General features: G+C 51.5%; 25 protein-coding genes. 17 read left to right on the top strand and 8 right to left on the bottom strand.

The window, feature by feature from the left end:
* Positions 1-28: 28 nt before the first annotated feature.
* The 10 genes from LK536_RS46030 (at position 29) to LK536_RS45985 (ending at position 10262) form a co-directional block, all read left to right on the top strand.
* A complete protein-coding gene (locus LK536_RS46030) occupies positions 29-1162 on the top strand; it encodes a DegT/DnrJ/EryC1/StrS family aminotransferase (protein ID WP_008719978.1) in 1134 nt (377 codons plus the stop codon).
* Positions 1163-1203: 41 nt separating this feature from the next.
* Positions 1204-2217: an ATP-grasp domain-containing protein gene (locus tag LK536_RS46025; RefSeq protein ID WP_227795860.1), complete on the top strand. Its 1014-nt coding sequence runs from the start codon at positions 1204-1206 to the stop codon at positions 2215-2217.
* A 66-nt stretch (positions 2218-2283) separates the two neighbouring features.
* Positions 2284-2970 (top strand): glycosyltransferase family 2 protein, encoded by a 687-nt coding sequence (locus LK536_RS46020; protein ID WP_025485463.1) that lies wholly within the window; start codon positions 2284-2286, stop codon positions 2968-2970.
* 6 nt (positions 2971-2976) lie between these two features.
* Positions 2977-4299, top strand: coding sequence for a lipopolysaccharide biosynthesis protein (locus LK536_RS46015; RefSeq protein WP_025485464.1), 1323 nt, complete (start codon positions 2977-2979; stop codon positions 4297-4299).
* Positions 4256-5248: a glycosyltransferase gene (locus LK536_RS46010; protein ID WP_331472160.1), complete on the top strand. Its 993-nt coding sequence runs from the start codon at positions 4256-4258 to the stop codon at positions 5246-5248. The genes LK536_RS46015 and LK536_RS46010 overlap by 44 nt, the downstream gene beginning before the upstream one ends.
* A gap of 41 nt (positions 5249-5289) precedes the next feature.
* Positions 5290-5694 (top strand): DUF2304 domain-containing protein, encoded by a 405-nt coding sequence (locus LK536_RS46005; protein WP_008719971.1) that lies wholly within the window; start codon positions 5290-5292, stop codon positions 5692-5694.
* Positions 5684-7759, top strand: coding sequence for a DUF2142 domain-containing protein (locus LK536_RS46000; RefSeq protein WP_227795859.1), 2076 nt, complete (start codon positions 5684-5686; stop codon positions 7757-7759). Before LK536_RS46005 ends, LK536_RS46000 begins: the two co-directional genes overlap by 11 nt.
* A 190-nt stretch (positions 7760-7949) precedes the next feature.
* A complete protein-coding gene (gene rfbC / locus LK536_RS45995; protein WP_025485467.1) occupies positions 7950-8507 on the top strand; it encodes a dTDP-4-dehydrorhamnose 3,5-epimerase in 558 nt (185 codons plus the stop codon).
* A gap of 283 nt (positions 8508-8790) precedes the next feature.
* Positions 8791-9606, top strand: coding sequence for an ABC transporter permease (locus LK536_RS45990; protein WP_025485468.1), 816 nt, complete (start codon positions 8791-8793; stop codon positions 9604-9606).
* Positions 9607-9662: 56 nt separating this feature from the next.
* Complete coding sequence (locus tag LK536_RS45985; RefSeq protein WP_227795858.1) at positions 9663-10262, top strand: M48 family metallopeptidase; 600 nt, start codon at positions 9663-9665, stop codon at positions 10260-10262.
* A gap of 625 nt (positions 10263-10887) precedes the next feature.
* On the opposite strand, the gene LK536_RS45980 is transcribed toward LK536_RS45985, so the two are convergent.
* Positions 10888-11529 (bottom strand): GyrI-like domain-containing protein, encoded by a 642-nt coding sequence (locus LK536_RS45980; RefSeq protein ID WP_227795857.1) that lies wholly within the window; start codon positions 11527-11529, stop codon positions 10888-10890.
* A 152-nt stretch (positions 11530-11681) separates the two neighbouring features.
* Positions 11682-12428, bottom strand: a complete 747-nt coding sequence (locus LK536_RS45975; protein WP_227795856.1) for a TraX family protein — start codon at positions 12426-12428, stop codon at positions 11682-11684.
* 238 nt (positions 12429-12666) lie between these two features.
* Here LK536_RS45975 and LK536_RS45970 point away from each other — a divergent pair, with 238 nt between their 5' ends.
* The 6 genes from LK536_RS45970 (at position 12667) to gloA2 (ending at position 19288) form a co-directional block, all read left to right on the top strand.
* Positions 12667-13773, top strand: coding sequence for an ROK family transcriptional regulator (locus LK536_RS45970; RefSeq protein ID WP_331472159.1), 1107 nt, complete (start codon positions 12667-12669; stop codon positions 13771-13773).
* A 223-nt stretch (positions 13774-13996) separates the two neighbouring features.
* A complete protein-coding gene (locus LK536_RS45965) occupies positions 13997-15022 on the top strand; it encodes a zinc-dependent alcohol dehydrogenase (protein ID WP_025485474.1) in 1026 nt (341 codons plus the stop codon).
* Between the two features lie 20 nt (positions 15023-15042).
* Complete coding sequence (locus tag LK536_RS45960; RefSeq protein WP_227795855.1) at positions 15043-16533, top strand: MFS transporter; 1491 nt, start codon at positions 15043-15045, stop codon at positions 16531-16533.
* 5 nt (positions 16534-16538) lie between these two features.
* Positions 16539-17519 carry a carbohydrate kinase family protein gene (locus LK536_RS45955; protein ID WP_227795854.1) on the top strand — a complete coding sequence of 327 codons (981 nt, stop codon included), beginning with the start codon at positions 16539-16541 and terminating at the stop codon, positions 17517-17519.
* Positions 17520-17738: 219 nt separating this feature from the next.
* On the top strand, positions 17739-18698 hold the full coding sequence (locus tag LK536_RS45950; protein WP_227795853.1) for a hypothetical protein: 960 nt from the start codon (positions 17739-17741) through the stop codon (positions 18696-18698).
* Between the two features lie 209 nt (positions 18699-18907).
* The gene (gene gloA2, locus LK536_RS45945; RefSeq protein ID WP_025485481.1) at positions 18908-19288 is read left to right on the top strand and encodes an SMU1112c/YaeR family gloxylase I-like metalloprotein; all 381 of its coding nucleotides are present in this window, start codon (positions 18908-18910) and stop codon (positions 19286-19288) included.
* Between the two features lie 117 nt (positions 19289-19405).
* Here the strand turns inward: gloA2 and LK536_RS45940 are convergent, their stop codons facing one another.
* The 3 genes from LK536_RS45940 to LK536_RS45930 form a co-directional block, all read right to left on the bottom strand.
* A complete protein-coding gene (locus LK536_RS45940; RefSeq protein ID WP_008719944.1) occupies positions 19406-20737 on the bottom strand; it encodes a Na+/H+ antiporter NhaC family protein in 1332 nt (443 codons plus the stop codon).
* A 170-nt stretch (positions 20738-20907) separates the two neighbouring features.
* Positions 20908-21480, bottom strand: a complete 573-nt coding sequence (locus tag LK536_RS45935) for a chromate transporter (protein ID WP_227795852.1) — start codon at positions 21478-21480, stop codon at positions 20908-20910.
* The gene (locus LK536_RS45930) at positions 21477-22094 is read right to left on the bottom strand and encodes a chromate transporter (RefSeq protein WP_008719941.1); all 618 of its coding nucleotides are present in this window, start codon (positions 22092-22094) and stop codon (positions 21477-21479) included. The genes LK536_RS45935 and LK536_RS45930 overlap by 4 nt, the downstream gene beginning before the upstream one ends.
* 221 nt (positions 22095-22315) lie before the next feature.
* Between LK536_RS45930 and LK536_RS45925 the strand changes: the two genes are divergently transcribed.
* Positions 22316-23191 (top strand): LysR family transcriptional regulator, encoded by an 876-nt coding sequence (locus LK536_RS45925; protein ID WP_227795851.1) that lies wholly within the window; start codon positions 22316-22318, stop codon positions 23189-23191.
* A gap of 43 nt (positions 23192-23234) precedes the next feature.
* Here LK536_RS45925 and LK536_RS45920 read toward each other — a convergent pair whose 3' ends face one another.
* The 3 genes from LK536_RS45920 to LK536_RS45910 form a co-directional block, all read right to left on the bottom strand.
* Complete coding sequence (locus LK536_RS45920; protein WP_227795850.1) at positions 23235-23918, bottom strand: Crp/Fnr family transcriptional regulator; 684 nt, start codon at positions 23916-23918, stop codon at positions 23235-23237.
* A 95-nt stretch (positions 23919-24013) separates the two neighbouring features.
* Positions 24014-24697: a 4Fe-4S binding protein gene (locus tag LK536_RS45915; protein ID WP_227795849.1), complete on the bottom strand. Its 684-nt coding sequence runs from the start codon at positions 24695-24697 to the stop codon at positions 24014-24016.
* Positions 24687-24965, bottom strand: a complete 279-nt coding sequence (locus tag LK536_RS45910) for an ATP-binding protein (protein ID WP_227795848.1) — start codon at positions 24963-24965, stop codon at positions 24687-24689. The genes LK536_RS45915 and LK536_RS45910 overlap by 11 nt, the downstream gene beginning before the upstream one ends.
* Positions 24966-25250 lie beyond the last annotated feature (285 nt).

Genomic DNA, 25250 nt, shown 5'->3' with positions numbered 1-25250 from the left:
TTGGCGCCACCCGGAAAGGAAATGTTTCATGAACCGACAGGAAGATAAAAGGGAGAAGATTCTGGTTACCAGGTCTTCAATGCCTTCGTACGAAGAATATATTGAGATGATTAAGCCCATATGGGACAGCGCATGGATGACCAATATGGGGGATTTCCACAAACAGCTGGAACAGGAGCTGAAGGAATACATGGGAACAGACCGGCTGGTGCTGTTCGTCAACGGACACATGGCCTTAGAGATGGCAATCCAGGCCCTGGAGCTGACCGGAGAAGTGATAACCACTCCGTTTACATTTGCATCCACCACCCATGCGATTGTGCGCAACGGGCTGACGCCTGTGTTCTGCGACATCAACCCGGCGGACTATACCATGGACCCGGACAAAATAGAGGCCCTGATCACAGAACGCACATCGGCCATCATCCCGGTCCATGTGTACGGCAATATCTGTGATGTGGAGCGGATTGGGGCCATTGCCAAAAAGCATGGCCTGAAGGTGATTTATGATGCGGCCCATACCTTTGGGGAGCGTTACAATGGGAAGGGCGTGGCTGAGTTCGGGGACGCCAGCATTTTCAGCTTCCATGCCACCAAGGTGTTTAACTCCATCGAGGGCGGCGCGGTGACGTTTGCTGAGGAATGGATGGACCACAGGCTTAACTGTCTGAAGAATTACGGGATTGTGGACCAGGACCATGTGGTCTGGGTGGGCGGCAATGCCAAGATGAACGAGTTCCAGGCCGCCATGGGCCTGTGCAACCTCCGCCATGTGGATGAGGAGATTGGGAAACGCAGGAAAGTGGTGGAGCGTTATATGGAACATCTGGACGGCATTCCAGGGCTTAAGCTTCCGCGCTGCCAAAAAGGGCTTACGCCGAATTATGCGTATTTCCCTGTTATATTTGACGGCTTTGGGGCTGACAGGAACCAGGTATACGACGCCCTGGCCGCAAATGACATTTATCCCAGGAAATATTTTTATCCCCTGACCAACGGGTTCCAGTGCTACGAAGGGCGGTTCTCGCCTGAGGATACGCCGGTGGCCGCGTATATGGCGGAGCGGGTGCTGACCCTGCCCCTGTATGCCGACCTTTCGATGGAGGATGTGGACCGGATATGCAGGATTCTGAAGGAATGCAACACTAGTCTGGGCAAATAACAGCGCGGTGCTGGAAGAAAATATGACGAGGAGCCGTGATTATGAATATTTTACTTACAAGTGCAGGCAGGAGAGGCTATCTTGCAGGATATTTTAAAGAGGCCCTTAAGACGGCGGGCTGCGGCGGGCTGGTCCATGCGGCTAACAGCGGTGAATGCCCTGCCTTTGCCAGCGCTGACCGTTCGGTGATTACGCCTCTTATCTACGATAAGGGATATATTCCCTTTTTGCTGGAATACTGTAAAAAGGAGGCAATCGGCCTGCTGATACCGCTGTTTGATATCGATGTGCCGGTGCTGGCGGCAAACAGGAGCCTGTTTGCTGAGATGGGGACCGTGGTTGTGACGGCTGAGCCGGAAGCAGCGGATATCTGCAATGATAAATGGAGGACATTTACAGTACTAAGGGAGGCGGGAATCCCTGTGCCTGCTTCCTGGCTGTCCATGGATGAGGCGCTTAAGGCCGTGGGGAATGGGAGCATTTCCTGGCCCGTGATGGTCAAGCCACGCTGGGGTATGGGTTCCCTGTCCGTATACCAAGCGGATGACCCGGAGGAGATGAGGGTGCTTGCAGGCAAATGCCGCAGGGGCATACAGGACTCCTATCTGAGATATGAATCCATGGCAGACCCTGATTCATGCGTCATATTCCAGCAGCGGATCAAGGGGCGGGAATATGGGCTGGATGTGATGAACGACCTGGACGGGAGATACCGTGCCACCGTTGTCAAGGAAAAGATGGCCATGCGTTCCGGCGAGACGGATTCGGCCGGGACCATTGACAATCAGGAACTTGCAGCACTTGGCAGGACGCTTGGCACACTGCTCTGCCACAGGGGGAACCTGGATGTGGATGTGCTGGAGGAAGACGGCTCATATTATGTTCTGGAAATGAACGCCCGCTTTGGGGGCGGATATCCCTTCAGCCATGCGGCAGGCGTGGACCTGCCCCTGGCCCTGGTTCTCTGGGCCATGGGCAGGGAGCCGGGGGATGAGGTGCTGTCCGCCAGGCCCGGCGTCAGGGCGCAGAAGGATATACGGCTTCTGGTATGGTGATATGGATGCCAAAGGCACGGATGGACCCACGGCACAGGCGTAATATAATCTGACAGAGGAATTGATATGGATAAGGTACTGCTGGTGATACCGGCTTACAATGAGGAAAAGAATATAGGGAAGGTAGTGGACCACCTGGTGAGGGATTTCCCTGAGCTGGATTACGTGGTGGTCAACGACGGTTCCAGGGATAGCACCGCCCGGATATGCAGGGAGAACGGCTACAACCTTTTGGACCTGCCGGTGAACCTTGGCCTTGCGGGCTGTTTCCAGGCAGGCATGAAATATGCCTACCAGAAAGGCTACCGCTATGCCATCCAGTTTGACGGGGATGGACAGCACAGGCCGGAGTTCATCGGATCCATGAAGGAGAAGATGGAGCAGGGATTTGATATTGTCATTGGATCCAGGTTCATTTCCGGGAAAAAGGGCTGGTCCATGCGCATGGTGGGCAGCCGTCTGATTGCGGCTGTAATCCGCCTGACCACCGGGGCCAGGATTACGGATCCCACGTCCGGTATGCGCCTGTTTGACCGGAAGATGATAGAGGAGTTTGCCCTGAACCTGAATTACGGCCCGGAGCCGGATACCGTGTCCTTCCTGATTAAACAGGGGGCCAGGGTGGCCGAGGTGCCGGTTACCATTGATGAAAGGCTGGAAGGGGAGAGCTATCTGAAGCCCCTGACCGCCGTAAGCTACATGACCCGTATGCTGCTGTCCATACTGCTGATACAGAATTTTAGAAAGCGTTGAGTATAGATGAAGAAACTGACAAGACATTTACTATATAAGGGAACGGATATTGACCGGCAGAACGTGGTCTGGAATATTGCAGGAAGCTTTGTCTATGCATTTGCCAGCATGGTTCTGTCTTTTCTGGTCATCCGCATGGTGGGGGATGAACAGGGAGGGATTTTCTCCTTTGGGTTCTCCACCCTGGGCCAGCAGATGTTCATTGTGGCGTATTTTGGGCTTAGGCCGTTTCAGATTACGGACAATAAAGGCGAGTTTACCTTTGGGGAATACCTGGAGTACCGTAACATTACCTGTATCCTGGCCCTGATTTTTGGGGCGCTGCTCCTGACCTTCCGGCATGGCGCCGGGCAGTACAGTGCATCCAAGTGCATGATTCTCATCCTGCTTGTCATATACAAGGTAATAGATGGGTATGCTGATGTATATGAGTCGGAATTCCAGCGTCAGGGAAGCCTTTACCTGACCGGGAAATCCAATTTTTTCAGGACTATTCTATCCGTGTCCGCATTTTTGGTGACACTGGCTGCATTTGAACATCTGCTGCTGGCCTGCGTTGTGGCGGTGGCGGCACAGATGCTTGGGGTGGCCCTGTTTAATCTGGATGTAATCCATGCGCTGGTACATGTGGACTGGAATAAGGGGGAGGGGAAGAACAGGGCGCTGTTTAGCAGCACCGTATTCCTGTTTGTTTCCACCTTCCTGGATTTTTACGTGTTTTCCGCTGCCAAGTATGCCATTGATGCGAAAATAAATGATGCTGCTTCCGGATACTTTAACTTGATTTTTATGCCCACCTCTGTTATTTATATGGTAGCCAACTTTATCATCCGCCCCTTTCTTACCAAGCTTACCAATATGTGGCTGGCCCGGGACTTTGACAGCTTTAAGAAGGAACTTTCCAGAATCGGCGTTGTCATCCTGGGACTTACGGTCCTGGCCGTGGGGGCCACGGCAGTGCTTGGCAGATGGGTGCTGTCGGTGATGGAATTCCTGTTAGGCGTCCGGTATGACGGTATGCTGGTGCAATATCACGGCGCGTTCATCGTGATTGTGCTGGGAGGCGGGTTCTATGCCCTGGCTAACCTGATGTACTACTCGCTGGTCATCATGCGTAAGCAGAAGGCTATTTTCATCGTATATCTGAGCGCGGCGGCAGCGGCAGTGTTATTGTCAGGGACGCTGGTTTCAAGCTTCGGTATAAACGGGGCGGCATCCTGCTATCTGCTGCTGATGGTTATGTTGGTGGTGGGATTCGGCCTGTTCATGACAGGTGTTTATCAGAATGAAAAAAAGGAGTATGCTGGTAATGGAGGAAGTGAAGAATAGGACATCAGAGAACACATACCGCCGCAGGGTGGATGTTATCATACCGACCTATAAACCGGGAAAGAAGTTTTCCAGGCTTTTAAAAATGCTGGAACGGCAGACATACCCCATAGGAAGGATCATCGTGATGAACACGGAGAAGGCTTACTGGAACGATAAGGGGTATGAGGGAATTGACAACCTTCAGGTCCATCACCTGCCCAAGGCTGAATTTGACCACGGGGCCACCAGGAACAGGGGCGCGCGTTACAGCAGGGCGGATATCATGATATTCATGACGGACGATGCGGTGCCTGCGGATGACCGGATGATTGAACATCTGGTGGCTGCATTTGATAAGCGCGGTCCACAGGGGGAATCAGTCATCATGGCATATGCACGCCAGCTGCCGGATAAGGACTGTCCCCTGGCAGAGCGGTATACCAGGTCCTTTAATTATCCGGAGGAGAGCTGCATCAAGACAAAGGATGACCTGGGGCGCATGGGCATCAAGACTTTTTTTGCATCCAATGTGTGCTGCGCCTATGACAGGGAGAAATTCTGGTTCCAGGGCGGATTCATCAACAAGACGATTTTTAATGAGGATATGATATTTGCCGGAAAGGCCGTGCTGCAGGATGATTACGCGGTGGCCTACGTGGCCGAGGCAAGGGTCATCCATTCCCACAATTACGGCTGCATGACCCAGTTCCACAGGAATTTTGACCTGGCCGTGTCCCAGACAGACCATCCTGAGGTATTTCAGGGAATCCACTCTGAAAGTGAGGGAATCCGCCTGGTGAAGCAGACCGCCCGCTATCTGGTGAAGCAGCGCCGCCCGTGGCTGGTGCCCGGGATGATTGTGAAGAGCGGTTTTAAGTACATGGGCTACCGACTGGGCAGGTGTTACCGCCTGCTGCCCTCCGGCCTTGCGGCCAAATGCAGTATGAATAAAGAATATTGGAAATAATCGGAAATATTTAGAAATAACCAAAGAAAGCAGGTGGGCCTATGATGCAACCTATATTCAGGGTCATATTGGTTATAGTCTCTTTGCTGACTATGTCTTTTATGATGAGGAAAATACGCCAGGCAAAGGTACAGATTGAAGCCGCCATGTTCTGGGTCATTGTGGCCCTGATCCTGGTTGTGTTCTCCCTGTTCCCCGGCGTGGCTGATGCATGCGCCAGGCTCCTTGGAATCTATTCCACGCCTAATTTCCTGTTCCTGTTCATGATTTTCCTTCTCATGGTCAAAGTCTTTGGCATGACCCTCCAGGTGTCCCAGATGGAGAGTAAGCAGAAGGAACTGGTGCAGAAAATCGCCCTGGCCCAGAAGGAAAGGGAGGAACTGGAGCTTAAGATGCAGGAACTTCTTGGGAGCGAAGGGGCCGGGGAGGATGAGGATGGCAGGTAGGAAAGGTGGAAATGGCATGCCGTGCGGGGGGGATGAGCCGGGCGGAAAGGGCGTGCCGGACAGAACGGATGTGCTGGGGAAGAAGGCTGTGCCGAGCAGGGCGGATAAGCTGGAAAGGAAGGCTGTGCCGGGCATGACGGATAAGCCGGATAAGAAAGCTGTGCCGGGCAGTGCGGATAAGCTGGAAACGAAGGCTGTGCCGGGCATGACGGATAAGCCGGATAAGAAAGCTGTGCCGGGCATGACGGATAAGCCGGATAAGAAAGCTGTGCCGGGCAGGACGGATAAGCTGGATAAGAAAGCTGTGCCGGGCAGGACGGATAAGCCGGAGAAGAAGGCTGTGCCGGGCAGGACGGACGTGCCAGGAAAGAAGGCTGTGCGGGACAGGAAGGACATCCCGGTCAGGAAGCATATGCCAGACAGGAAGCGGCTGGCACTGTGGACTGGGTGCGGCATTGTGCTCCTTATTCTGGCCTCCTGGCATTTCCTGGATGTGCGGGCCGGGGTCCTGGAGACAGGGGACCGGTGGCTGTACGGCTGGTACGCTGCTGTATGCGTCTGGGCCGGGCTGACCGCGTCTGGCCTTGGATATGTTATTTTTGTCCGGGATAAGTGGAAAATGGAACAGATATTCGCAGCCGCCTCCCTGAGCCTGGGAATCCTGTTCCTGTTCATCCTCCCGCCGCTGTCCGCGCCGGACGAGGTGAGCCATTATATCAGCGCATACCAGCTGTCCAGCCATATGATGGGGCGGACGGCTAATGCAGCGGACGGACATGTGCTGACGCGGGTGCAGGATGCATTTATCGAGGACTTATATGATGTGATGGAAGATGACGGAAGCGGTTACCGTGATAAAGCGGGCAGTGAGGGCGGCGAAGACAGCGGTGCCGCAGCCCATCAGGCAGTTGTTCTCGGACAGGAACTGACAGAGGGGACCTACAGGACCATAAGGGAGCGGGGGCTTGGAAGCACCGGAGAAGAGGGGACTGCGGTTTCCTATCAGCCGCCTGTGAGGACAACCCCCCTTGCATATGTTCCCCAGGCCCTGGGTATCACCCTGGCGCGGGTCATGGGCCTTGGCGGTTTGGGGCTTCTCTATCTGGGAAGGCTGTTCAACCTTATGTTCTTTACAGCCATGGGATACCTTACCATCCGCAGGATGCCATTTGGAAAAGAAGTGGCGGCAGGGGTGTTCCTGCTTCCCATGACCCTGCACCTGGCGTCATCCTTTTCCTATGATGTGATGATTATCTCCCTTAGCAGTTATTTTGCCGCGGTCTGCCTGCACCTGGCCTATAAGGCGGAAAAGGTCCATATATGGGATGTGATCCAACTGGCCCTTGTCATGGGGGTGATGGGCCCCTGCAAGATGGTGTATGGGGTCATAGCTGGCTTCTGCCTGCTGATTCCGGTCCGCAAGTTTGGCGGGTGGGGGAAATGGGCCGCGTCCGCCGCAGCCGTGCTGGGCGCCTTTGGCGCCGCCATGGTGCTGGTGAACCGGCAGACCGTGGCCATGTATACGGAGGCGTCAGAGGGCTATATCTCCTGGGCTGAAGAGACAGGATATACATTTGCACAGCTGCTTCACAGCCCGCTTCTGGTCCTTAAGATGTGTTACAACACCCTGATGTGGCAGGGGGAGAAACTGTATTCCGGTATGCTGGGGGAATCCCTGGGCAACATGGACGCTGTGCTTAATACCCCGTATGTGGTCATATTGGGGCTTACCGCCATCCTGCTGATGCTTGCATTCAGGAAACCCGGCGAGAGCATTGTGATGAAAATGGGAAGCCGCATATGGATATGGTTCCTTTGCTTCCTTTGCCTTGGCGCCCTGATGTTTTCCATGCTGTTAGCCTGGACTCCGGTGACCTCCAATGTGATTAACGGTGTACAGGGGAGATATCTGCTGCCGCTGCTGCCCATGTTTTTACTCACGCTTAAGAATGACAAGGTGGTGCGGACGGATTGCGGGGACAGGCCGCTGCTGTATCTCATGATGGTGATGGATATGTATGTTGTCATCCGGATTTTCAGTATCGTGTGCCTGCGTGTGTCTTAGTGTCAAGATGGGCTGGAAAGTGGACAAGGTATTGCCATACAGTGGATAAAGTGATAAAATTGCCAGATGGATGTGGAAAACCCTGTGCTTTTAATGATGGATACCCGCCGTATGCGGACATCAGGCGCTGATGACTGCAAAACAGGGGCAGCGGTGCACTAGGGATATAAGATAAAAGGAGTAGATGACAATGGGAAAGATTAAAGTGACACCCTGTGATATCAAAGGGTTATATGTGATTGAGCCGACTGTGTTTAGGGATGAGAGAGGCTATTTTGTGGAAACCTACAACCAGAATGATTTCAGGGAAGCCGGCCTTGATATGGTATTTGTCCAGGACAACCAGTCCATGTCGGTTAAGGGCGTGTTAAGGGGCCTGCATTTCCAGAAACAGTATCCCCAGGGCAAGCTGGTCCGCGCGGTACGCGGAACCGTGTTCGATGTGGCGGTGGACCTGCGTTCTGATTCTGAGACTTATGGAAAATGGTTCGGCGTGGTCCTGTCCGCTGAGAATAAGAAGCAGTTCTATATTCCGGAAGGATTTGCCCACGGTTTCCTGGTGCTCTCAGATGAGGCGGAGTTCGCATACAAATGCACGGACTTCTATCATCCCGGCGATGAAGGCGGCCTTAAGTGGGATGACCCTGAAGTCGGGGTTGACTGGCCGGTATCAGATGGCATGGAGCTGATTATCTCAGAGAAGGACAGGAAGTGGGGCGGCCTCAAGGATACATTCAACAAATATTAGCAAGGATTCTCCCATCCTCTAAGGTGGTGAGATGAATTGTCAAAAACAAACTTAACGGCAGTAGTGGGCGGAGAGTAATCGGTATCCCCCACTGCCATGAGGTCAACCACGCATCTACGTAGGATGCAGTCGCACTTCGACAATATACCGAGCGTGGATTGAAACAACTGATACAGCGTCTGGTACTGTGTTGAGCAGATTCCTGTGAATCGATAGCAGGTGCCATATTCACGGGAATTTAAACAACGCCCTGGACACGCTTGTGGAGAAAAGGAAATCATATATGAATTATGTACTGTCTCTTGGTAAGGAGATTATTGAGAAGAGAAAGCTGATATGGGATTTGGGCAAGGCTGATTTCCGGAAACGGTTCGTGGGCTCTTATTTTGGGATCGTGTGGATGTTTATCCAGCCGATTGTGACCATTGCCATCTATGCAATCATCTTTGGACCTGCGGGTTTCAGGACGCCCCCGCCAGTGCCCGGGGCTTCCTATGTGGCCTGGCTGGTAGCGGGCATCGTGCCCTGGTTCTTCTACAGCGAGGTGCTGAATACGGTTACCAACTGTCTGCAGGAATATAGTTATCTTGTAAAAAAAGTGGTGTTTAAGGTGGAAATCCTTCCAATCATCAAGCTGATGAGCTGCCTCATGGTCCATGGCTTCTTTGTCCTCATCATGCTGGGGCTGTACCTTGTGACGGGAGTTGCGGTGAGGCTTACCTGGCTTCAGGCATTGTACTATACCTTTGCGGCATCCATGCTGGCCCTGGGAATCGGATTTTTTACCTCTGCGGTCAATGTGTTCTTCAAGGACATGGCACAGATTGTCTCCATCTGTATCCAGTTTGGGATCTGGATGACGCCCATCATGTACCATGAATCCATGTTTACGGACCGTATCCCCTGGATAGGCACTGTTTTAAAGCTGAATCCCTTTTACTATATTGCGGCAGGTTACAGGGACAGTATGCTGACCGGGAACTGGTTCTGGGAAAGGCCCACCCTGACCCTGTATTATTGGGGAGTCACCATTGTTGTATTCCTGGCGGGCCTGAAAATGTTCAAGCGCTTAAGGCCCCATTTCTCTGATGTGCTGTAAAGGAGCTGTTTCGGAGTGTGCCTGAGGCGGATTGTGGAAAGAAGGCTGGCATTGATATGATACGCAAAGTGGAAATTGGCTGGCGCCGCGGTGATGAGGAAGGGAATATACCGGTGGAGGTGCTGTATTCCAGACGCAGCACCCTGGGGCTTGAAATCAAGGCAGACGGGCGTGTCTGCGCCAGGATGCCGGGAGGAATCCCAAACCAGGCAGTGATGGATTTCATAAAAGAACGCCAGGACTGGATTGTGCAGAAATGGTTCCTTATGGAAGAAAAACGGCGCGCCAGGGATGAGAGGCCACAGCCCGACTATGTGTCCCATCCGGAACTGGAAGCAGCTTACAGGAAAAAGGCCAGGACGCAGCTGGAAGCCAGGACGGCTTATTACGCAGGGCTGATGGGCGTGACCTATAACCGCATTGCCATCCGGGCAGCCAAGACCCGGTGGGGCAGCTGCAGCGCCCAGGGAAACCTGAATTTCCATTGGAAACTGATTCTCATGCCGCCTGAGGTACTGGATTATGTGGTGGTCCATGAACTGGCCCACAGGAAAGAGATGAACCACTCTGCCAGGTTCTGGGCAGAGGTGGAGCGGATCCTGCCGGATTATAAGAGGCGCAGGAAGTGGCTGAAGGATTACGGGACACAGGTGTGAGGCTGATGATACAGGTATCATGATTTGGGAATCTTGGAGTGGGAAACATGGTATGGGAAACATAGAGTGGAACATGGTATGGGAATCATGACAAGGAAAGCATAGAGTGAAAATCATGATATGGGAATCATAAAATCAGAATGACAGAATGAGAATGATGAAATATCAAGATAATCCCCAAAGCACTGGGAACAACATGGTGCCTGGGGATTTTTTATTGCCTGTGTGGCTGTTTTGGCCGTCATAAGGTGGCAGATTGTTTCATAGGAAGACTACGAAAACCCGCATGAAATGGGCGCTTTCTCAAATCCTACGAATAAAGCGGAATAATCTGTAACAGCATGGTTTTGTAAAGTTGGGCACCATTTGGGCACCACGAAATACAAAATCAGCAAGCCATTGTCCGGCCAGCTGACGTGCATGGTTTACAACACTTTCCCTAAAACCGCAAGAGGCGGGACGGCCTTTGCGGGCGGGGGCTGGCAGGGGGGACACACACGCGGATGGGGCCGCAGGAAGGGAGCGCCGCTAAAGGGAACGGCGTCACGCTTTAGGCCAGAAAAAAGCCTTGCAGAATGAGACTTTGCGGACGCCAAACCGGGAGGGCCTGATTTAGGCAGCCTGGCTAAATTCCTTCCCCCTTTTTAATTGGATGCCTTATTACTGTTTTCCATTTTTCAGGTGCAACCTTTCGTGGGTCAGATATATAAATCTCATGGTGCAATCGTTCTTTGTCCATATCATTTTCATACCCATTCTCGGCTAAAAACCGGTCCATAATTGCAACAGTCCCAGGTTCATCATCAAATGCTCCCATGTGCATGATCTGAACACACATGCCCTCATCGACAGTAAGTAATTCTGCGGATGAGCAATCCAGCTTTTTCTTTTTGGCCGCCACCTCTTTCGCCCACTCAAAATCTTTTTCTTTCACAAAATCTGGTAGACGGATTACAGAAATCCAGTTAAATGCCGATTTATCAGAATAATCCACACCACTCACACCATCTTGCCACCAAAAACCTTCTAACGGAGGAACAACATATTCAAAAAATCCCTCCATTTGATAATCGCTCTTGTAACTCATCTTTATTGTGTACGCCACCGCATATAATACGCTGATTGCCTGTTGATATGCCCCTCCTTCTTCATTGGGATTGCCGCTACCTCGTACTGCAATATAATTTGCCTTTGGTACAGTTACAATCTCAGGTTTATTCTTGGGCATATAAAACTCTTTCATTTCCTTCTTAAAATCAAATGCCATAATAGTATCCTCCTTGTTAATGCTTGATTTGTTGAGTACGTCTTCTCCAACAAAGGCGGCCAGACCTAACTTAGCTTTTTCCATTCCAGGGCGTGTTTGAAAATTGCTTTCCGTCGGCTGTGCGTCCCACTTCCAAGAGTAATATAAAACTGTTACCCGCCAATCATTACGCCGGTATTACCGTACAATGTAAGACGGAGCAGACCGCAGATGATCAGATGGAGCGGATAATAAACATAGAAAAACCATCTCATACCTTTCCAGGTCCCCTGCTTTCCATTATACATTTTTAGCAGAGGAATGGTGAGCACCACAAACAGTTGCAGGACACCATAGACGGGATTTATAAAAACAGCATAAACAGCAGCATACGCCGATACCCACAGCATCATCATCGTCATTTGCTTTTTGAAGTTTCCGCGGTTCCTTCCAATTTGCACAATCGCCAATACTGCGATACAGCTCCAGTCTGCACAAAATGTAATCACTGTAATCCCTAAAATGAGGACTGTCTTCTGCCACGGCTTAAACCTTTTATTGTCATTTATAGCTAACGCCATCAGTCCCCAGGCCAAAGACCAGATGACACTTGTTTGATTAAACACTGAGGTTTGGAATGGTATGAAAGGAATACCAAATGCAAAATTATAAGCAAAATGCGAGATGACTGCGAAAGCAAACAACCGGATGGCGTATCGTTTGATATCGTGTGTATGGTAATAGCCTTCCGCTATAAAATACCAAAAGACGGGCGCTGCCAACCGGCCAATGATATGCAGGGTGATGATCCGCCAATCCGTTGGATAGTCTGGATAAAGCACACTTGTTAAATGGTCGATGGTCATGGCAATTATAGCAATCATCTTTAGCTGGTTGCCAGTTAGCAGTTTTTGCTTCATTATTTTTCTCCTATCCGCCCAAGGTAACAAATACAACCTGACTTTTTCTATTCTAATATCAGCGTGTGGAAATGTCAAATAATCCATTCCGTTTCATGACCTCATGTGACTGACCATAATTGCATTTCCCGGTTTCCTGAATTACCCCTTGTCATCCGTCCTTTTTAGATGTATGATTACTTTTAGAAAAGAGTTTATGAAAGTGGGCTGACCTATTATGAAGATAAATGAGAAAGCAATGGAAAAGAAACGTCAGAACAAGGCAAGGATTGCCAGCCATATCCTGCACAGAAAGCAGATATCCAAGCCGGAGCTGGCCGTTGAACTGGGACTCAGCATGCCCACCGTGCTTCAGAATGTGAAGGAACTCCAGGAAGCCGGAATCGTGGAGGAGGTGGGGGAATATGAATCCACGGGAGGACGCAAGGCCAAGGCATTGTCTGTCGTGAGGAATATAAGGTATGCGGCCGGGGTTGATATCACGGCCAACCATGTAAGTTTTGTAATCATTGACCTTAAGGGGGATGCGGTGCACAGCGCCAGGGTCCGCAGGCGGTTTGAGAACACGGCGGAATATTATGAGGGCCTGGCAGCGGAACTGGAGCAGTTCCTGGATGCAGGCCGGGTGGACAAAGAGAAGATACTGGGAGTGGGCATTTCCCTGCCGGGCATCATAGACAGGGAAAACAGCCGTCTGATACGTTCCCATATCCTTCAGGTCAGCGACATCAACCTGGAGGTCCTGAGCCGTCTGATCCCTTATCCGGTACATTTTGAAAATGATGCAAACAGCGCAGCGGTTGCGGAACTTCAGGGCACGGACAGGAATGCGGTTTACCTTTCCCTCAGCAACACGGTGGGAGGTTCCATCTATCTGGACAATGATATTTACGGCGGGGACCATTTCCGCAGTGCGGAGTTTGGGCACATGATCATATATCCGGAGGGAAAGCCGTGTTACTGCGGGAAGCGGGGATGCGCGGATCCTTACTGTTCCGCCAGGGTATTGTCCTCCTTTGTGGGGGAGGATGGAGGCCTGGCTGAGTTTTTCCAGCTTGTAAAGGAGAAGGACAGGGATGCCATGGCGGTCTGGGACACATACCTTGAGGACCTGTCCATTGTGATTACCAACCTCAGGATGTGTTTTGACTGCGACATCGTGCTGGGCGGATATGTGGGCGGTTATCTAAGGCCTTACATGTCACAGCTGGGCAGGAAGGTGATGGTTCATAATAAGTTTGATAATGATACCCTTTATCTGAGGAACTGCAGTTATGAAAAAGAGGCGTCTGCGGTGGGGATCGCCATGACATTCATGGATGAGTATTTTCGGACAATGATATAGGACGGATATGGGATGCGGTTCCTGGTAAGGCACAGGGACCGCATTCTCTGTATGGGTTCCATGTGTTCTGTGCAGACTGCACAAAAGGACGGCGGAAAAATCATCATGTTGATGAAAATGCAATTGGTATATTGACAAAAGTATGTTCCAGTGCAATAATGTAATTACTTTAATAAAACATTTTATAAAAGATTATATAGAAAAGAAAAAGGAGAGATGGGATATGTTACAGCAGGTAATGACAGCGCCAGGTAAAATTGAGTTTCGTGAGGTTCCGGTACCGGAAATCAGTGAGGGGGAAGTGCTTATAAAGATTATGAAGATAGGAATCTGCGGTTCTGACATCCATGTGTACCATGGGGAACACCCATTTACAAGCTATCCTGTAACCCAGGGACATGAGGTTTCAGGCGAGGTGGTGAAGGTTGGCCGGGCAGTGGCCGGGTTAGTGCCGGGGCAGAAGGTGACAATCCAGCCACAGGTGGTGTGCGGCGAATGCTACCCATGCCGCCATGGCAAATACAATCTGTGCGAGGAACTGAAGGTGATGGGCTTCCAGACCACGGGTGTGGCTTCCCACTATTTTGCCGTGGATGCCGCAAAGGTTACCCTGCTTCCCGAGGACATGAGCTATGACGAGGGGGCCATGATTGAACCTCTGGCAGTTGCGGTCCATGCCGTGAAGCAGGCCGGGGATGTGAAGGGCGCAAGGATTGCAGTGCTGGGAGCAGGACCCATCGGGATACTGGTGGCACAGACGGCAAAGGGCCTGGGAGCGGAACAGGTGATGATTACGGATGTCAGCGACCTGCGCCTTGAAAAAGCAAAGGAGTGCGGCGTGGATTTCTGCGTGAACACCAGGGATAAGGACTTCGGGGAGGCCATGACAGAGAACTTCGGGCCGGATAAAGCGGACGTCATCTATGACTGTGCAGGCAACAACATTACCATGGGCCAGGCAATCAAGTATGCCCGCAAGGGAAGCACCATTATCCTGGTTGCAGTGTTCGCAGGCCTGGGGCAGATTGATCTGGCCGTGCTCAATGACCATGAACTGGACCTGAATACCAGTATGATGTACCGGAACGAGGATTATCTGGATGCAATCCGCCTTGTGAATGAGAAAAAGGTGGCCCTGTCCCCCCTTATCTCCAAACATTTTGCGTTTAAGGATTATCTGAAGGCATACCAGTACATAGATGGGAACAGGGAAAGCACCATGAAAGTAATTATCAACGTGCAGGAGTAGATATAAGGAGATGTGGGGATATGACGGAGATGGCGTTAAGATGTAAAATGAAACGGGCCGGACAGAATATGGAAACAGGTGTGGATGCAGGCAGCGGTGAGGCTGCAGGATGCGGTGCGGCTGTAGGATGCGATACGGCTGCAGGAACCGGTGTGAAAGCGGACACGGACGTTAAAGTATCCCTAATCAGCAAGATTGCGTATGGCATGGGGGATGTGGGCTGTAATTTCAGCTGGATGTTTGTGGGGAATTTCCTGATGATTTTTTACACCGATGTGTTTGGAATCAGTATGGGGGCTGTGGCGGGACTGATGCTTTTCTCAAGGTTCTGGGACGCTGTGAATGACCCCATCATCGGAAGCCTGACCGACAGGACCCATTCCAGATGGGGCAGATACAGGCCATGGCTTCTGGCGGCCGCGCCCCTGACGGCCATTGTGCTGATACTGACCTTCTGGGCACATCCGGGTTGGAACAGCACGGCCAAGGTTGTTTACATGGCCATTACATACTGTATCCTGGTTCTGGGTTACACCTGCGTCAACATCCCGTACGGGACCCTGTGCGGGGCCATGACCCAGAACATAGAGGAACGTGCGCAGATTAACACCTTCCGGTCCGTGGCAGCCATGATTGCCATCGGTATCATCAATATCATAACCGTGCCATTGATTGAAACGCTGGGCGCTGGCAGCGACAGAAGGGGATATCTCCTGATAGCCGTGATTTACGGAGGTATCTTTGCATTGTGCCATATTTTCTGTTTCGCAAAGACAAAGGAAGTGGTGGCCGTACCTGAGCGGAAGAAGATTTCCCTGAAGGAACAGCTTGGGGCCGTATCTAAGAACCGTCCCTATATCCTGGCCCTGGCAGGCCAGCTGCTGTTCGGGTTCACACTTTATGGAAGGAATGCGGATGCGCTGTATTATTTCACCTATGTGGAGGGCAACAAGGCATTCTTTACCGTGTATTCCATGTGCATCATAATCCCTTCCATTATTGGGGCAGCCTGTTTCCCCATGCTGTTCCACTGGACCAACAACAAGGGAAGGGCGGCATCCATTTTTGCATTCCTGACCGGTATGTCCATGATGGGGCTGGGGATGTTTACGGTAAAGGAATCCCCGGTTCTGTTTTACGGGGTATCGGCCTTGACCCAGTTTTTCTTTTCCGGGTTTAACACAGCCATCTATGCCATCATCCCGGATTGTGTGGAATATGGGGAGTGGAAGACCGGACTGCGCAACGATGGATTCCAGTATGCCTTTATATCACTTGGCAACAAGATGGGCATGGCTCTTGGCACCTCGCTTCTGGCCATGGTCCTGGGGATGTGCGGATATGTGGCCGGGGGACGGCAGAACCCTGCCGTTCTGGCAGTGATTAAGCATTCATTTACCACCATACCGGGCCTGTTCTGGATTATCACTGGTATTGTGCTTTTCTTCTACCGTCTGAACCGCAGGCGCTACAACGAGATTATGAAGGAAATGTATGAAGGAGGAACCTGATTGTGATGGAAAATCAGAAAGATTATGACGTAACCGCCCTTGGGGAGCTTTTAATAGATTTCACACCTGCCGGAACCAGCGCCCAGGGCAATCCCATCCTGGAGCAGAATCCGGGAGGCGCGCCGTGTAATGTGCTGGCCATGCTGGCAAGATTCGGCAGGAACACAGGATTCATCGGTAAGATTGGAAATGATATCCATGGGAGGTTCCTGAGCAGGGCTGTCCGGGATGCGGGAATCGGGAGCCAGGGACTTGTGATGTCGGATGAGGTACACACAACACTTGCATTTGTCAGCATTGATGAGTCGGGGGACAGGAACTTTTCTTTTTACCGCAATCCGGGCGCTGATATGGCACTGACCGAGGAAGAGGTGGACCTGGACATGATCCGCCGTTCCAGGATATTCCACTTCGGCACCCTCTCCATGACCCATGAAGGGGTAAGGAAGGCCACCAGGAGGGCTGCTGCATGTGCAAAGGAAAGCGGATGCCTGATTTCCTTTGACCCTAATCTGCGGCCGCCCTTATGGGAGGACATGGAGGAGGCAAGAAGGCAGATGCTCTATGGTGCATCCCTATGCCATGTCCTGAAGATTGAGGATGAGGAACTGCGTTTCATGACCCGGATAGAGGATGAGAAACAGGCGGTGGGCCATCTGCAGGCCGTTTACGGCATTCCCCTGATCCTTGTGACGGCAGGCGCTGCCGGGAGCACGGCATACTGGGCGGAGGAATCCCTGAAGGCAGAGGCATTCCTTACAGACAGGACCATTGACACCACTGGGGCAGGGGACACCTTTTGCGGATGCTGCCTGAACTATCTTCTGGACCATCCGGTGGATTCCCTGGACCGGGACAGTGTAAGGGAAATGCTGACAATGGCTTCAGCCGCGGCATCCATTGTTACCACCAGGAAAGGGGCGCTTAAGTCCATGCCGGAACCGGGGGAGATTGAGGCAGTGGTGGGACTGAATAAGGTTGAATAAAGATTAGGGATGCCCAGGATTATCATCATCCGCTGTGTGATGATAACCCTGGGCATCCTTTTAAAGTGCGAATATATCCCATACCATTTTGGGAAGGAATGGACTGTGAATATTAAGTTCCTGGTAATGGAATATTCAGCAAATAATAAGATATGGAAGCTTCCGGTCTGTTATAATCAGTGTATTCCATAAAGTGATCATGATGGGAGGAGAGCGTTTATGAAAAAAGGTTACAGGCGTTTTGGGGTGGTATGGATTACCGTATTTTTTCTGATATGTATATCCGGCTGCGGACAGAAGACAGCGGCTGCTGGGAATCTGGGCAATGGGGCAGGAATGGACAGCGGCGCGGCATCAGCGGGGGAATCAGCGGCAGGGTCTGACAGGATGGGTGGCGGCGATGGGATATCGGCAGGGCCTGACAGGATGGGTAGCGGCGATGGAACATCAGCAGAGGATGACAGCGATGGATTAAAGCCGGGACAGGCGCCTGCGGATACCGAAGGGCTGTCCGGGGATACCAGGACGGAACGTTTTGAGATTCTGGATGTGGATGATAAAAGTATGCTGGTCTGCGGTGCAGGCGCCAATGACATGAGCGGACTGTTCCGGGTTGGACACGGTCCTGTCCTGGAAAATGCAGATGGAAAGCCTGCCCTGATATCGGAACTGAAATCCGGCATGATAGTGGAACTGAGCTGGGAAGGTTATGTACTGGAAAGTTATCCAGGGCAGTTCGGTTACCAGAAACTCAGGATAACAGAGGATATGGGAAGCAGGGAACTGGAGTTTTATAAACAGCTGATAAAGAATTTGGCGGAAGTTGACCCTGGACTGAACGACGGGATTACCCAAAGCTATTTTGACCTGACCATGGTGGGTTCCCTGTCCGATGCGGAGAAAGAGGGCCTGGCTTATATGGGCGGAACAAGCTTTGGCGCCTGGGGCGAGCTTGCTACGGAGAAGGACCTGGTGGAGAGCGGGGCACTTGACCCTCAGAAGGGACTGGAGCATGGAATCCTTGTTACCATAGAGGAGACATCCAACAGCGGCAGCCAGCTGACATGCAGCGCAAGAAAATACAGGAGCGGAACCGGGGCCTACTATTTTTCGGATGTAACAGCCACTTATAAGGACGGCGCGTGGACATATAAAATTGGCGCTGAGATGATAAGCTGAAATAAGGGGGCCGGGCCAATATAACAGGCCGGTTGTATAAGAGGGGACAGTAGGCTGGAACACGGTATGACTGACACGAAGAACTATGGACACGAAGAACTATGGAAACGAAGAACTATGGACACGAAGTACATACGGACACGAGGTACATACGGACATAAAGTACATATGGACACAAAGTACATACGGACACACGAAGGAGAGGAAACATGAACCTGAGACAGATCCATCATGTTGCAATCATTGTATCAGATTATAAGAAGTCGAGGAAATTCTATGTTGAGACACTGGGATTTCAAATCATAAGGGAAAATTACAGGCCCTCCAGAGGGGATTACAAACTGGACCTGGAACTGGATGGATGCGAACTGGAACTATTTTCGGCCAGCGGCAATCCGCCCAGGCCAAGTTATCCCGAAGCCTGCGGCCTGAGACATCTGGCATTCAGGGTGGATGACATGGATGCCGTCATAGCGGAACTGAGGGAAAAGGGGATTGAGACAGAACCCGTGCGGGTGGATGAATTTACAGGAAAGCGGATGACATTCTTCCATGACCCGGACGGCCTGCCGCTGGAACTGCATGAGTAAAAAATGCTTGTAGTTCTGCATATCACAGTACCGTCTGTCATGGCACTATCAACACGGCGCCATACCCTGGCGCCATGTATCGCGATATCATGCATCCCAATACCATGCATCCCTATATCATGTATCCCGGCAAGGCACCGGTGATCCTGGCCATTCATGGTAAAAGGCAGTGAACAGGTTCCACACCGGCAGCAGGTACAGATAGAATGCATACAGCATACACGCCATGGGCGCTCCGATGGTTGCCACGGGGACAGCGCCTGCGATTCCCCATGGAACCAGGGCTGCAAGGACAATCACCGTATTTTCAAGAGCCAGGGCCAGGTTTTCCTTGCTGGGATATAATGTGTCGCACATCTGGCAGGTGAGGATGGTTGCCAGGCTCTGGTTGCAGCTTACGGCGCAGGAGAGCACGGAGGTCAGGACCACGGTGCCAAAGGGAGTGAGCACCCTGGCAGAGCGCTGGAGGGCTGACTTTACCCCGGCCAGCAGGCGGGTGTGCGAGAAGATGCCGGAGTAGGAAGAGGATATCAGGACAATGATTCCCACTTTTACCATGGAAGCAATCCCTCCGCCGTTTAGGAGGGAAGCAAGGCGGGTATCCCCATCTGCGCGATAGCCGGTCCAAAGACTTTTTAACAGCTCCAGCGGCGCTGTCCCCTGCAAAACAAGGGCTGCCACCGCTGCCGCGGCAATGCTGGCGCCCATGGCGTATTTGACATCCACATGAAGAAGGGCCAGAAGGAGAATCAAAAGCGCGGGCGCCGCCGTAGCCAGATGCAGGGAGAAGTTGTCCTGAAACAGGGACAGCAGGCTTAAGTCCACCCTGGCCCCGCCGTCGCGGCCTGCCAGTACCACATAAAGGATGCAGCTGGCAGCCATGGGGATGAGGCAGGTCCTGAACATATGCTTTATATTAATATAGATATCAGTCCTGGTCAGGGTACACACCAGCTGGGCGCTGGTGGACATGGGGGAACAGCGGTCACCGAAAAAGCTGCCGGAGAGAATAGCTCCTCCTGTAAGGGCGGGATTCAGACCCGCTGCATTGGATATGAGCATGCAGATGACTCCCATGGTGCTGGCGGTACCAAAGGAAGTGCCTGTGAGGAAGGACATCATGGAGCACAGCAGAAACGTGCACAATACAAAGTACCGCGGATTGATAAGCCCCATGGCATGATACAGGATGAATGGTATGGTCCCGCAGGTGCGCCATATGGATGTAAGGGAACCGATAAGCAGGAAAATGAAAAGGATGTTCTTCACCTTCCCCATCCCCTCTACGAGCATGCCGCAGGTCGCCTTGACAGAATACCCCTTTGACAAAGTGTAAACAGAAAAGCAGGCCAGACCGAACACAAGGGCGTAAAGAATCTGGGCCCCCGTAAAAATGCACAGGCCAAGCCCGGCGAGAAAAAGTCCAAGAGTGATGATTTCCGCTGTCATAAGTAATCTCCCGTATATTTACATAATATGCTGGCGGCATCCCGGACCGGAAAATGAATCAGGAACCTGATCAGGAAGTGCCAAAAGCCGCAATAAGTCCCGCAGCCGCCTTACAGCCGTGGGACTTATTTGATTCTATAGCGGAAATAGATGAAAGTCAATGGGACATTTTACAGGACCCTCATAACCAGCTGGCAGGCAGTCTCGGCCACTCCGGACAAAACCATGACAAGGATTGGACTCATCTTAAACCGTACCAGCAAAATCAATGCGCCTGCAAAGATGCATACGGAACGCAGGTTCAACGCGCTGATGCTGGGGGAGAAGCCTCCCAGGCCCCAGAAGGCCGTCACAAGGATGCTGACGCCTGCGGCGCCTATCATGGCAACCACCGCCGGGCGCAGGGATTTGAGGACGCCCTGGATGATGCTTAAATCACGGTATTTTAGGTAAATGCGTGCCAGCAGGGTTACCAGGATGCAGGATGGAAGAACGCATCCCACCGTAGCGGCCAAGGCACCGGGCGCCCCGGCAATGCGGGTGCCCACAAATGTGGCTGAATTAATGGCAATGGGACCGGGGGTCATCTGGGATATGGTGACCAGGTCGGTAAATTCAGAAAGATTCAGCCAGTGGTGCAGGTCCACCACCTGATTCTGTATCAATGGCATTGCTGCATATCCGCCTCCGAAGCTGAATGCGCCAATCTGGAGGAAGCTTAAAAATAACTGGAAATAAATCATGACGCCTGCACTCCTTTCTTTCTGGCCTTTTCACTGCGGATGGTCCGGACCACGCCAATCAGGGCGCAGAACAGGATGATGAGGATTACATTTACCCCGAAGATATAATTAGCCGCAAAGGCTGCAATCATAATGCATACAGATATCCACTGCCTGTCTTTCACGATTCCGCTTCCCATCTCCCACACCACCTGGGCAATGACAGCTCCCACGCCGGCCTGCATTCCGTTCAACATCCATCCAACCACCAGGTTGGAGCGGAAGGCGGCGTAAAACAGGGAGATGACAGAAAGGATCACAAAAGGCGGGATTACGGTAGCCAGTACGGAGGTGAGTACCCCGGCCATTCCGGCCAGTTTGTAACCAACCACAATGGCGCCGTTAACAGCAATGGCGCCTGGGGAGGACTGGGCGATTGCCACCAGGTCCAGCATTTCCTGCTCGTCAATCCAGTGGTATTCATCCACAAACTTTTTTTTCATCAGGGTGACGATGACATATCCGCCGCCAAAGGTAAAGGTGCTGAGATACAGGGTAGAAATAAAAAGTTTACATAATAAAGCCCGGCTGCTGCCGGACCGTGTGTCCTTCTTTGCTTTAACATTAACAACCATGGAGAAATCTTCCTTTCTGGGAGCGTGCGGAGGGGAAAATGGAAAAATGGAAAGTTGGATTCCCCTTCCTGTTCCCTCTTACTATACAGCTTGCAAATACATATGTAAAATACTATAATTAAATAATAACTATAATAAAAATATTATATATATTTTGTATGGAAGTATTTATTATATAGAAGTATTTATTATTATAGAAGCATTTATTAAAGGAGGATTCCATGACACTGCGCCATTTAAGGATATTTGTTGCCGTGTGCGAAACGGGCAGCATGACAGCGGCGGCGTCCCAGCTGTTTATTGCCCAGCCCTCCATCAGCCTGGCGGTTTCAGAGATGGAAGAATATTATGGGGTAAAGCTGTTTGACCGGATTTCACGCAAGCTCTATCTGACGGAGAATGGACGGAGGGCCTTGCAGTATGCCAGGCATATCATTAATCTGCTGGATGAGATGGAACAGGGCATTAAGGACCTGGATACAGTAGGACAGCTGCGGGTGGGGACCAGTATTACCATTGGAACCTATCTGCTTCCGCATTATATCCGCCAGCTGAAGGAACGGTATCCCTCTGTTAAGGTAGAGGCATTTATCGGGAATTCAGGATGCATTGAACAGCAGATCCTGGATAATGAGATTGATATTGGGATTATAGAAGGGGTGGCCCACAGCAGTTATATATGCAGTGAAAGCTTTCCCGGGGACCGGCTGGCCTTTATCTGCGCCACGGACCACATATTTGCAGGTAAGACCTTAAATGAATTGGGGGAGATAAAAGGCCAGGATTTCATACTTAGGGAAAAGGGAAGTGCGGGCAGGGAGATTTTTGACGGCCTGACGGCATCACAGGAACTGGCCATCACCCCGATGTGGCAGAGCGCCAGCAACCAGGCCATCATCCATGGCGTAAAAGAGGGGCTGGGAATATCCATCCTCCCTTATTTCCTGGTGCAGGAAAGCCTGGAAAAGGGAGAGATGGCTGAGTTTAAGATAAAGGGCCTGACCCTGAACCGGAAGTTCTCGGTCATTTATCACAGGAATAAATTCCTTCCCAAAAGCGCGATGGCACTGATGGATCTGTGCAAAGGAAATGCATGAAGATAATGCATAATGATAATGTATAAGGAAAATGAATGGCGGGTTAACTCAAAAGCCCCCGCAGCTTCTGGCTGTCCTTTATGGTGACGGTACCTCTTCCGAGAGACACCAGGCCTTCCTTTTCAAAATATTTTAACATCCTGGACACTACTTCCCTGGCAGTGCCCAGGTTCTTGGCAATCTGTTCATGGGTGGTGGAAATGGTGCTGCTGTGGGATTTGACCTGTTCATCCGCCAGATATGCGGCCAGCCGCTTGTCAAAGCTGGAGAACAGAAGCTGCCCCATGGACCACATGACATCGGAGAAACGTTCCGCCGTCTGGCGGTAGATATAATTTTCCGCATGGATATTCTTCTCCATCAGCCTGTGGACACAGGCCGCGGTCGTGATGAGAAGTGTGGATTCCTCCATGGATTCTATGAATATATCAAACGTGATTTCCTGCATCATACAGGATGCGGACAAGGTGCACACTTCCTCCGTTCCAAGCCGGAACAGGGTGACCTCGCGTCCTTCCTCGGACTGGATATAGGTGCGTATCTGGCCTGTCAGTACCAGGATGACCCCAAGGCATTCCTCGGTGCGGCTGTGTATGAAGCTGCCGGGGGAATAGCGGCGGATATGGGAGCAGGAGACCAGGTCGGTTTTCTGGCTGTTATCCAGATAGTCCCAGAAGGGATAATTGTCCTCTAATGTTTTGGCAATATCATAGGAATCGTTACTCATGGCAGATGTTACTCCTTTTGCTTTGTATCAGTCATCTGTCATTAGTGTATCCTGTTTTTTATTTTTTGTCAAAGTATGCTTTTGATGTCTTTTGCTCAATCCATGTCCGGCTCCGTGATGCCTGAGGATCCGGATACAGGGCTGTGGCAGGAAGAGGCGCCGCAGGATGCATTTCCCTCACAGGAACCCGCGGCCTTAGCCTTGCATATCATCTGCGTCATGGTTCCCATGGGGCAGTAGACACACCAGGAACGGGGGCGGAACAGGACCATGGTGACCAGACCAAGGATGGTGGAGGTCAGCATGACGCTGTAGAATCCGAATGCAAACTGGGACATCCACAGAGGCACGCCGTAAGTATGATACGCATGGTTCCAGGGAAGGCGGAAGGTCCACAGGACCGTCACTATCTGTTTCAGGCCCGAGGCACCCCTGAACACCAGCCAGGTATTAAACAGCATCTGGCAGAACATGAACAGGAAGAAGACCAGGAAACCGTAACGGAACCCTTTGGATTTCATCCAGCGCGGAACAGGACGGCCTGGCGAAAGGTGAAGCTTGCTCCCAAGTATGGAAAACAGCTGTCCCCTGCCGCAGTAACGGTTGCAGTAGAGTTTGGATCCTGTTACTATGGAGATTGCCAGGGGGACCAGGAAGCAGATCAGGCCCAGCCATGCAAACATGATATTGAAAAAGCCAAGGATCAGATAGGTGAGGGATGCGATCCACAGGTAGTCGTACCAGTGGCGGGTATCTTTTTTTGTATTTTTATTGTTCATGGCGTGCGCCTCCTTTTTCCGGACTGGCGGAAGTGATGGGGGAACTGGATAAATCCTGGGTGTCTGTATGCCGCGGTACAATATCAATAACGGATGCAGGACATTCCCTGGCGCATTTTCCACATCCCACACACAGGTCGTGGCTGACGATGGCATAGGAGCCTTTCCATATATCCAGCGCCTGGCGCGGACATACCTTAAGGCAGCAGCCACAGGCAACACAGGAATCCCTGTGGATATATGCGATGGATTTGGATTGGGGTTTCATAAGATAATACCTCCCGGATTTTTTGACGATGCGTCTGTGTGCTAAGAATACCACAAAAAGGGGAGTGATTCGGTGACCGGGGTCACAGAGACTGGGCAGTCTCCGCGGAGTAAGGTTTATGGCATTATCAAAATGGAAGTTGTCATTTGGGATAATATGTGTTATGCTATGATTCAATCACAGGATGGTAAATCATTTGCCATCCATATCTAATATTTTCATTGGCCGGCAATGTCGCTGGCAGGATCTCAGGACTGGTAATATGGGAGGACAGGATTTATTGCA

This window comes from Clostridium pacaense, assembly GCF_020709765.2.
In the GTDB taxonomy this organism is placed as follows: Bacteria; Bacillota; Clostridia; order Lachnospirales; family Lachnospiraceae; genus Enterocloster; species Enterocloster hominis.
The sequence above is the reverse complement of the archived record's forward strand: the minus strand, read 5'-3'. Positions and strand labels throughout refer to the sequence as shown.

What these genes read in the sequence shown, in the direction of transcription:
- LK536_RS46030 (WP_008719978.1), top strand. Translation starts at nt 29, where the DNA reads ATGAACCGACAGGAAGATAAAAGGGAGAAGATTCTGGTTACCAGGTCT.
- LK536_RS46025 (WP_227795860.1), top strand. Translation starts at nt 1,204, where the DNA reads ATGAATATTTTACTTACAAGTGCAGGCAGGAGAGGCTATCTTGCAGGA.
- LK536_RS46020 (WP_025485463.1), top strand. Translation starts at nt 2,284, where the DNA reads ATGGATAAGGTACTGCTGGTGATACCGGCTTACAATGAGGAAAAGAAT.
- LK536_RS46015 (WP_025485464.1), top strand. Translation starts at nt 2,977, where the DNA reads ATGAAGAAACTGACAAGACATTTACTATATAAGGGAACGGATATTGAC.
- LK536_RS46010 (WP_331472160.1), top strand. Translation starts at nt 4,256, where the DNA reads ATGAAAAAAAGGAGTATGCTGGTAATGGAGGAAGTGAAGAATAGGACA.
- LK536_RS46005 (WP_008719971.1), top strand. Translation starts at nt 5,290, where the DNA reads ATGATGCAACCTATATTCAGGGTCATATTGGTTATAGTCTCTTTGCTG.
- LK536_RS46000 (WP_227795859.1), top strand. Translation starts at nt 5,684, where the DNA reads ATGGCAGGTAGGAAAGGTGGAAATGGCATGCCGTGCGGGGGGGATGAG.
- rfbC (WP_025485467.1), top strand. Translation starts at nt 7,950, where the DNA reads ATGGGAAAGATTAAAGTGACACCCTGTGATATCAAAGGGTTATATGTG.
- LK536_RS45990 (WP_025485468.1), top strand. Translation starts at nt 8,791, where the DNA reads ATGAATTATGTACTGTCTCTTGGTAAGGAGATTATTGAGAAGAGAAAG.
- LK536_RS45985 (WP_227795858.1), top strand. Translation starts at nt 9,663, where the DNA reads ATGATACGCAAAGTGGAAATTGGCTGGCGCCGCGGTGATGAGGAAGGG.
- LK536_RS45980 (WP_227795857.1), bottom strand. Translation starts at nt 11,529, where the DNA reads ATGGCATTTGATTTTAAGAAGGAAATGAAAGAGTTTTATATGCCCAAG.
- LK536_RS45975 (WP_227795856.1), bottom strand. Translation starts at nt 12,428, where the DNA reads ATGAAGCAAAAACTGCTAACTGGCAACCAGCTAAAGATGATTGCTATA.
- LK536_RS45970 (WP_331472159.1), top strand. Translation starts at nt 12,667, where the DNA reads ATGGAAAAGAAACGTCAGAACAAGGCAAGGATTGCCAGCCATATCCTG.
- LK536_RS45965 (WP_025485474.1), top strand. Translation starts at nt 13,997, where the DNA reads ATGTTACAGCAGGTAATGACAGCGCCAGGTAAAATTGAGTTTCGTGAG.
- LK536_RS45960 (WP_227795855.1), top strand. Translation starts at nt 15,043, where the DNA reads ATGACGGAGATGGCGTTAAGATGTAAAATGAAACGGGCCGGACAGAAT.
- LK536_RS45955 (WP_227795854.1), top strand. Translation starts at nt 16,539, where the DNA reads ATGGAAAATCAGAAAGATTATGACGTAACCGCCCTTGGGGAGCTTTTA.
- LK536_RS45950 (WP_227795853.1), top strand. Translation starts at nt 17,739, where the DNA reads ATGAAAAAAGGTTACAGGCGTTTTGGGGTGGTATGGATTACCGTATTT.
- gloA2 (WP_025485481.1), top strand. Translation starts at nt 18,908, where the DNA reads ATGAACCTGAGACAGATCCATCATGTTGCAATCATTGTATCAGATTAT.
- LK536_RS45940 (WP_008719944.1), bottom strand. Translation starts at nt 20,737, where the DNA reads ATGACAGCGGAAATCATCACTCTTGGACTTTTTCTCGCCGGGCTTGGC.
- LK536_RS45935 (WP_227795852.1), bottom strand. Translation starts at nt 21,480, where the DNA reads ATGATTTATTTCCAGTTATTTTTAAGCTTCCTCCAGATTGGCGCATTC.
- LK536_RS45930 (WP_008719941.1), bottom strand. Translation starts at nt 22,094, where the DNA reads ATGGTTGTTAATGTTAAAGCAAAGAAGGACACACGGTCCGGCAGCAGC.
- LK536_RS45925 (WP_227795851.1), top strand. Translation starts at nt 22,316, where the DNA reads ATGACACTGCGCCATTTAAGGATATTTGTTGCCGTGTGCGAAACGGGC.
- LK536_RS45920 (WP_227795850.1), bottom strand. Translation starts at nt 23,918, where the DNA reads ATGAGTAACGATTCCTATGATATTGCCAAAACATTAGAGGACAATTAT.
- LK536_RS45915 (WP_227795849.1), bottom strand. Translation starts at nt 24,697, where the DNA reads ATGAACAATAAAAATACAAAAAAAGATACCCGCCACTGGTACGACTAC.
- LK536_RS45910 (WP_227795848.1), bottom strand. Translation starts at nt 24,965, where the DNA reads ATGAAACCCCAATCCAAATCCATCGCATATATCCACAGGGATTCCTGT.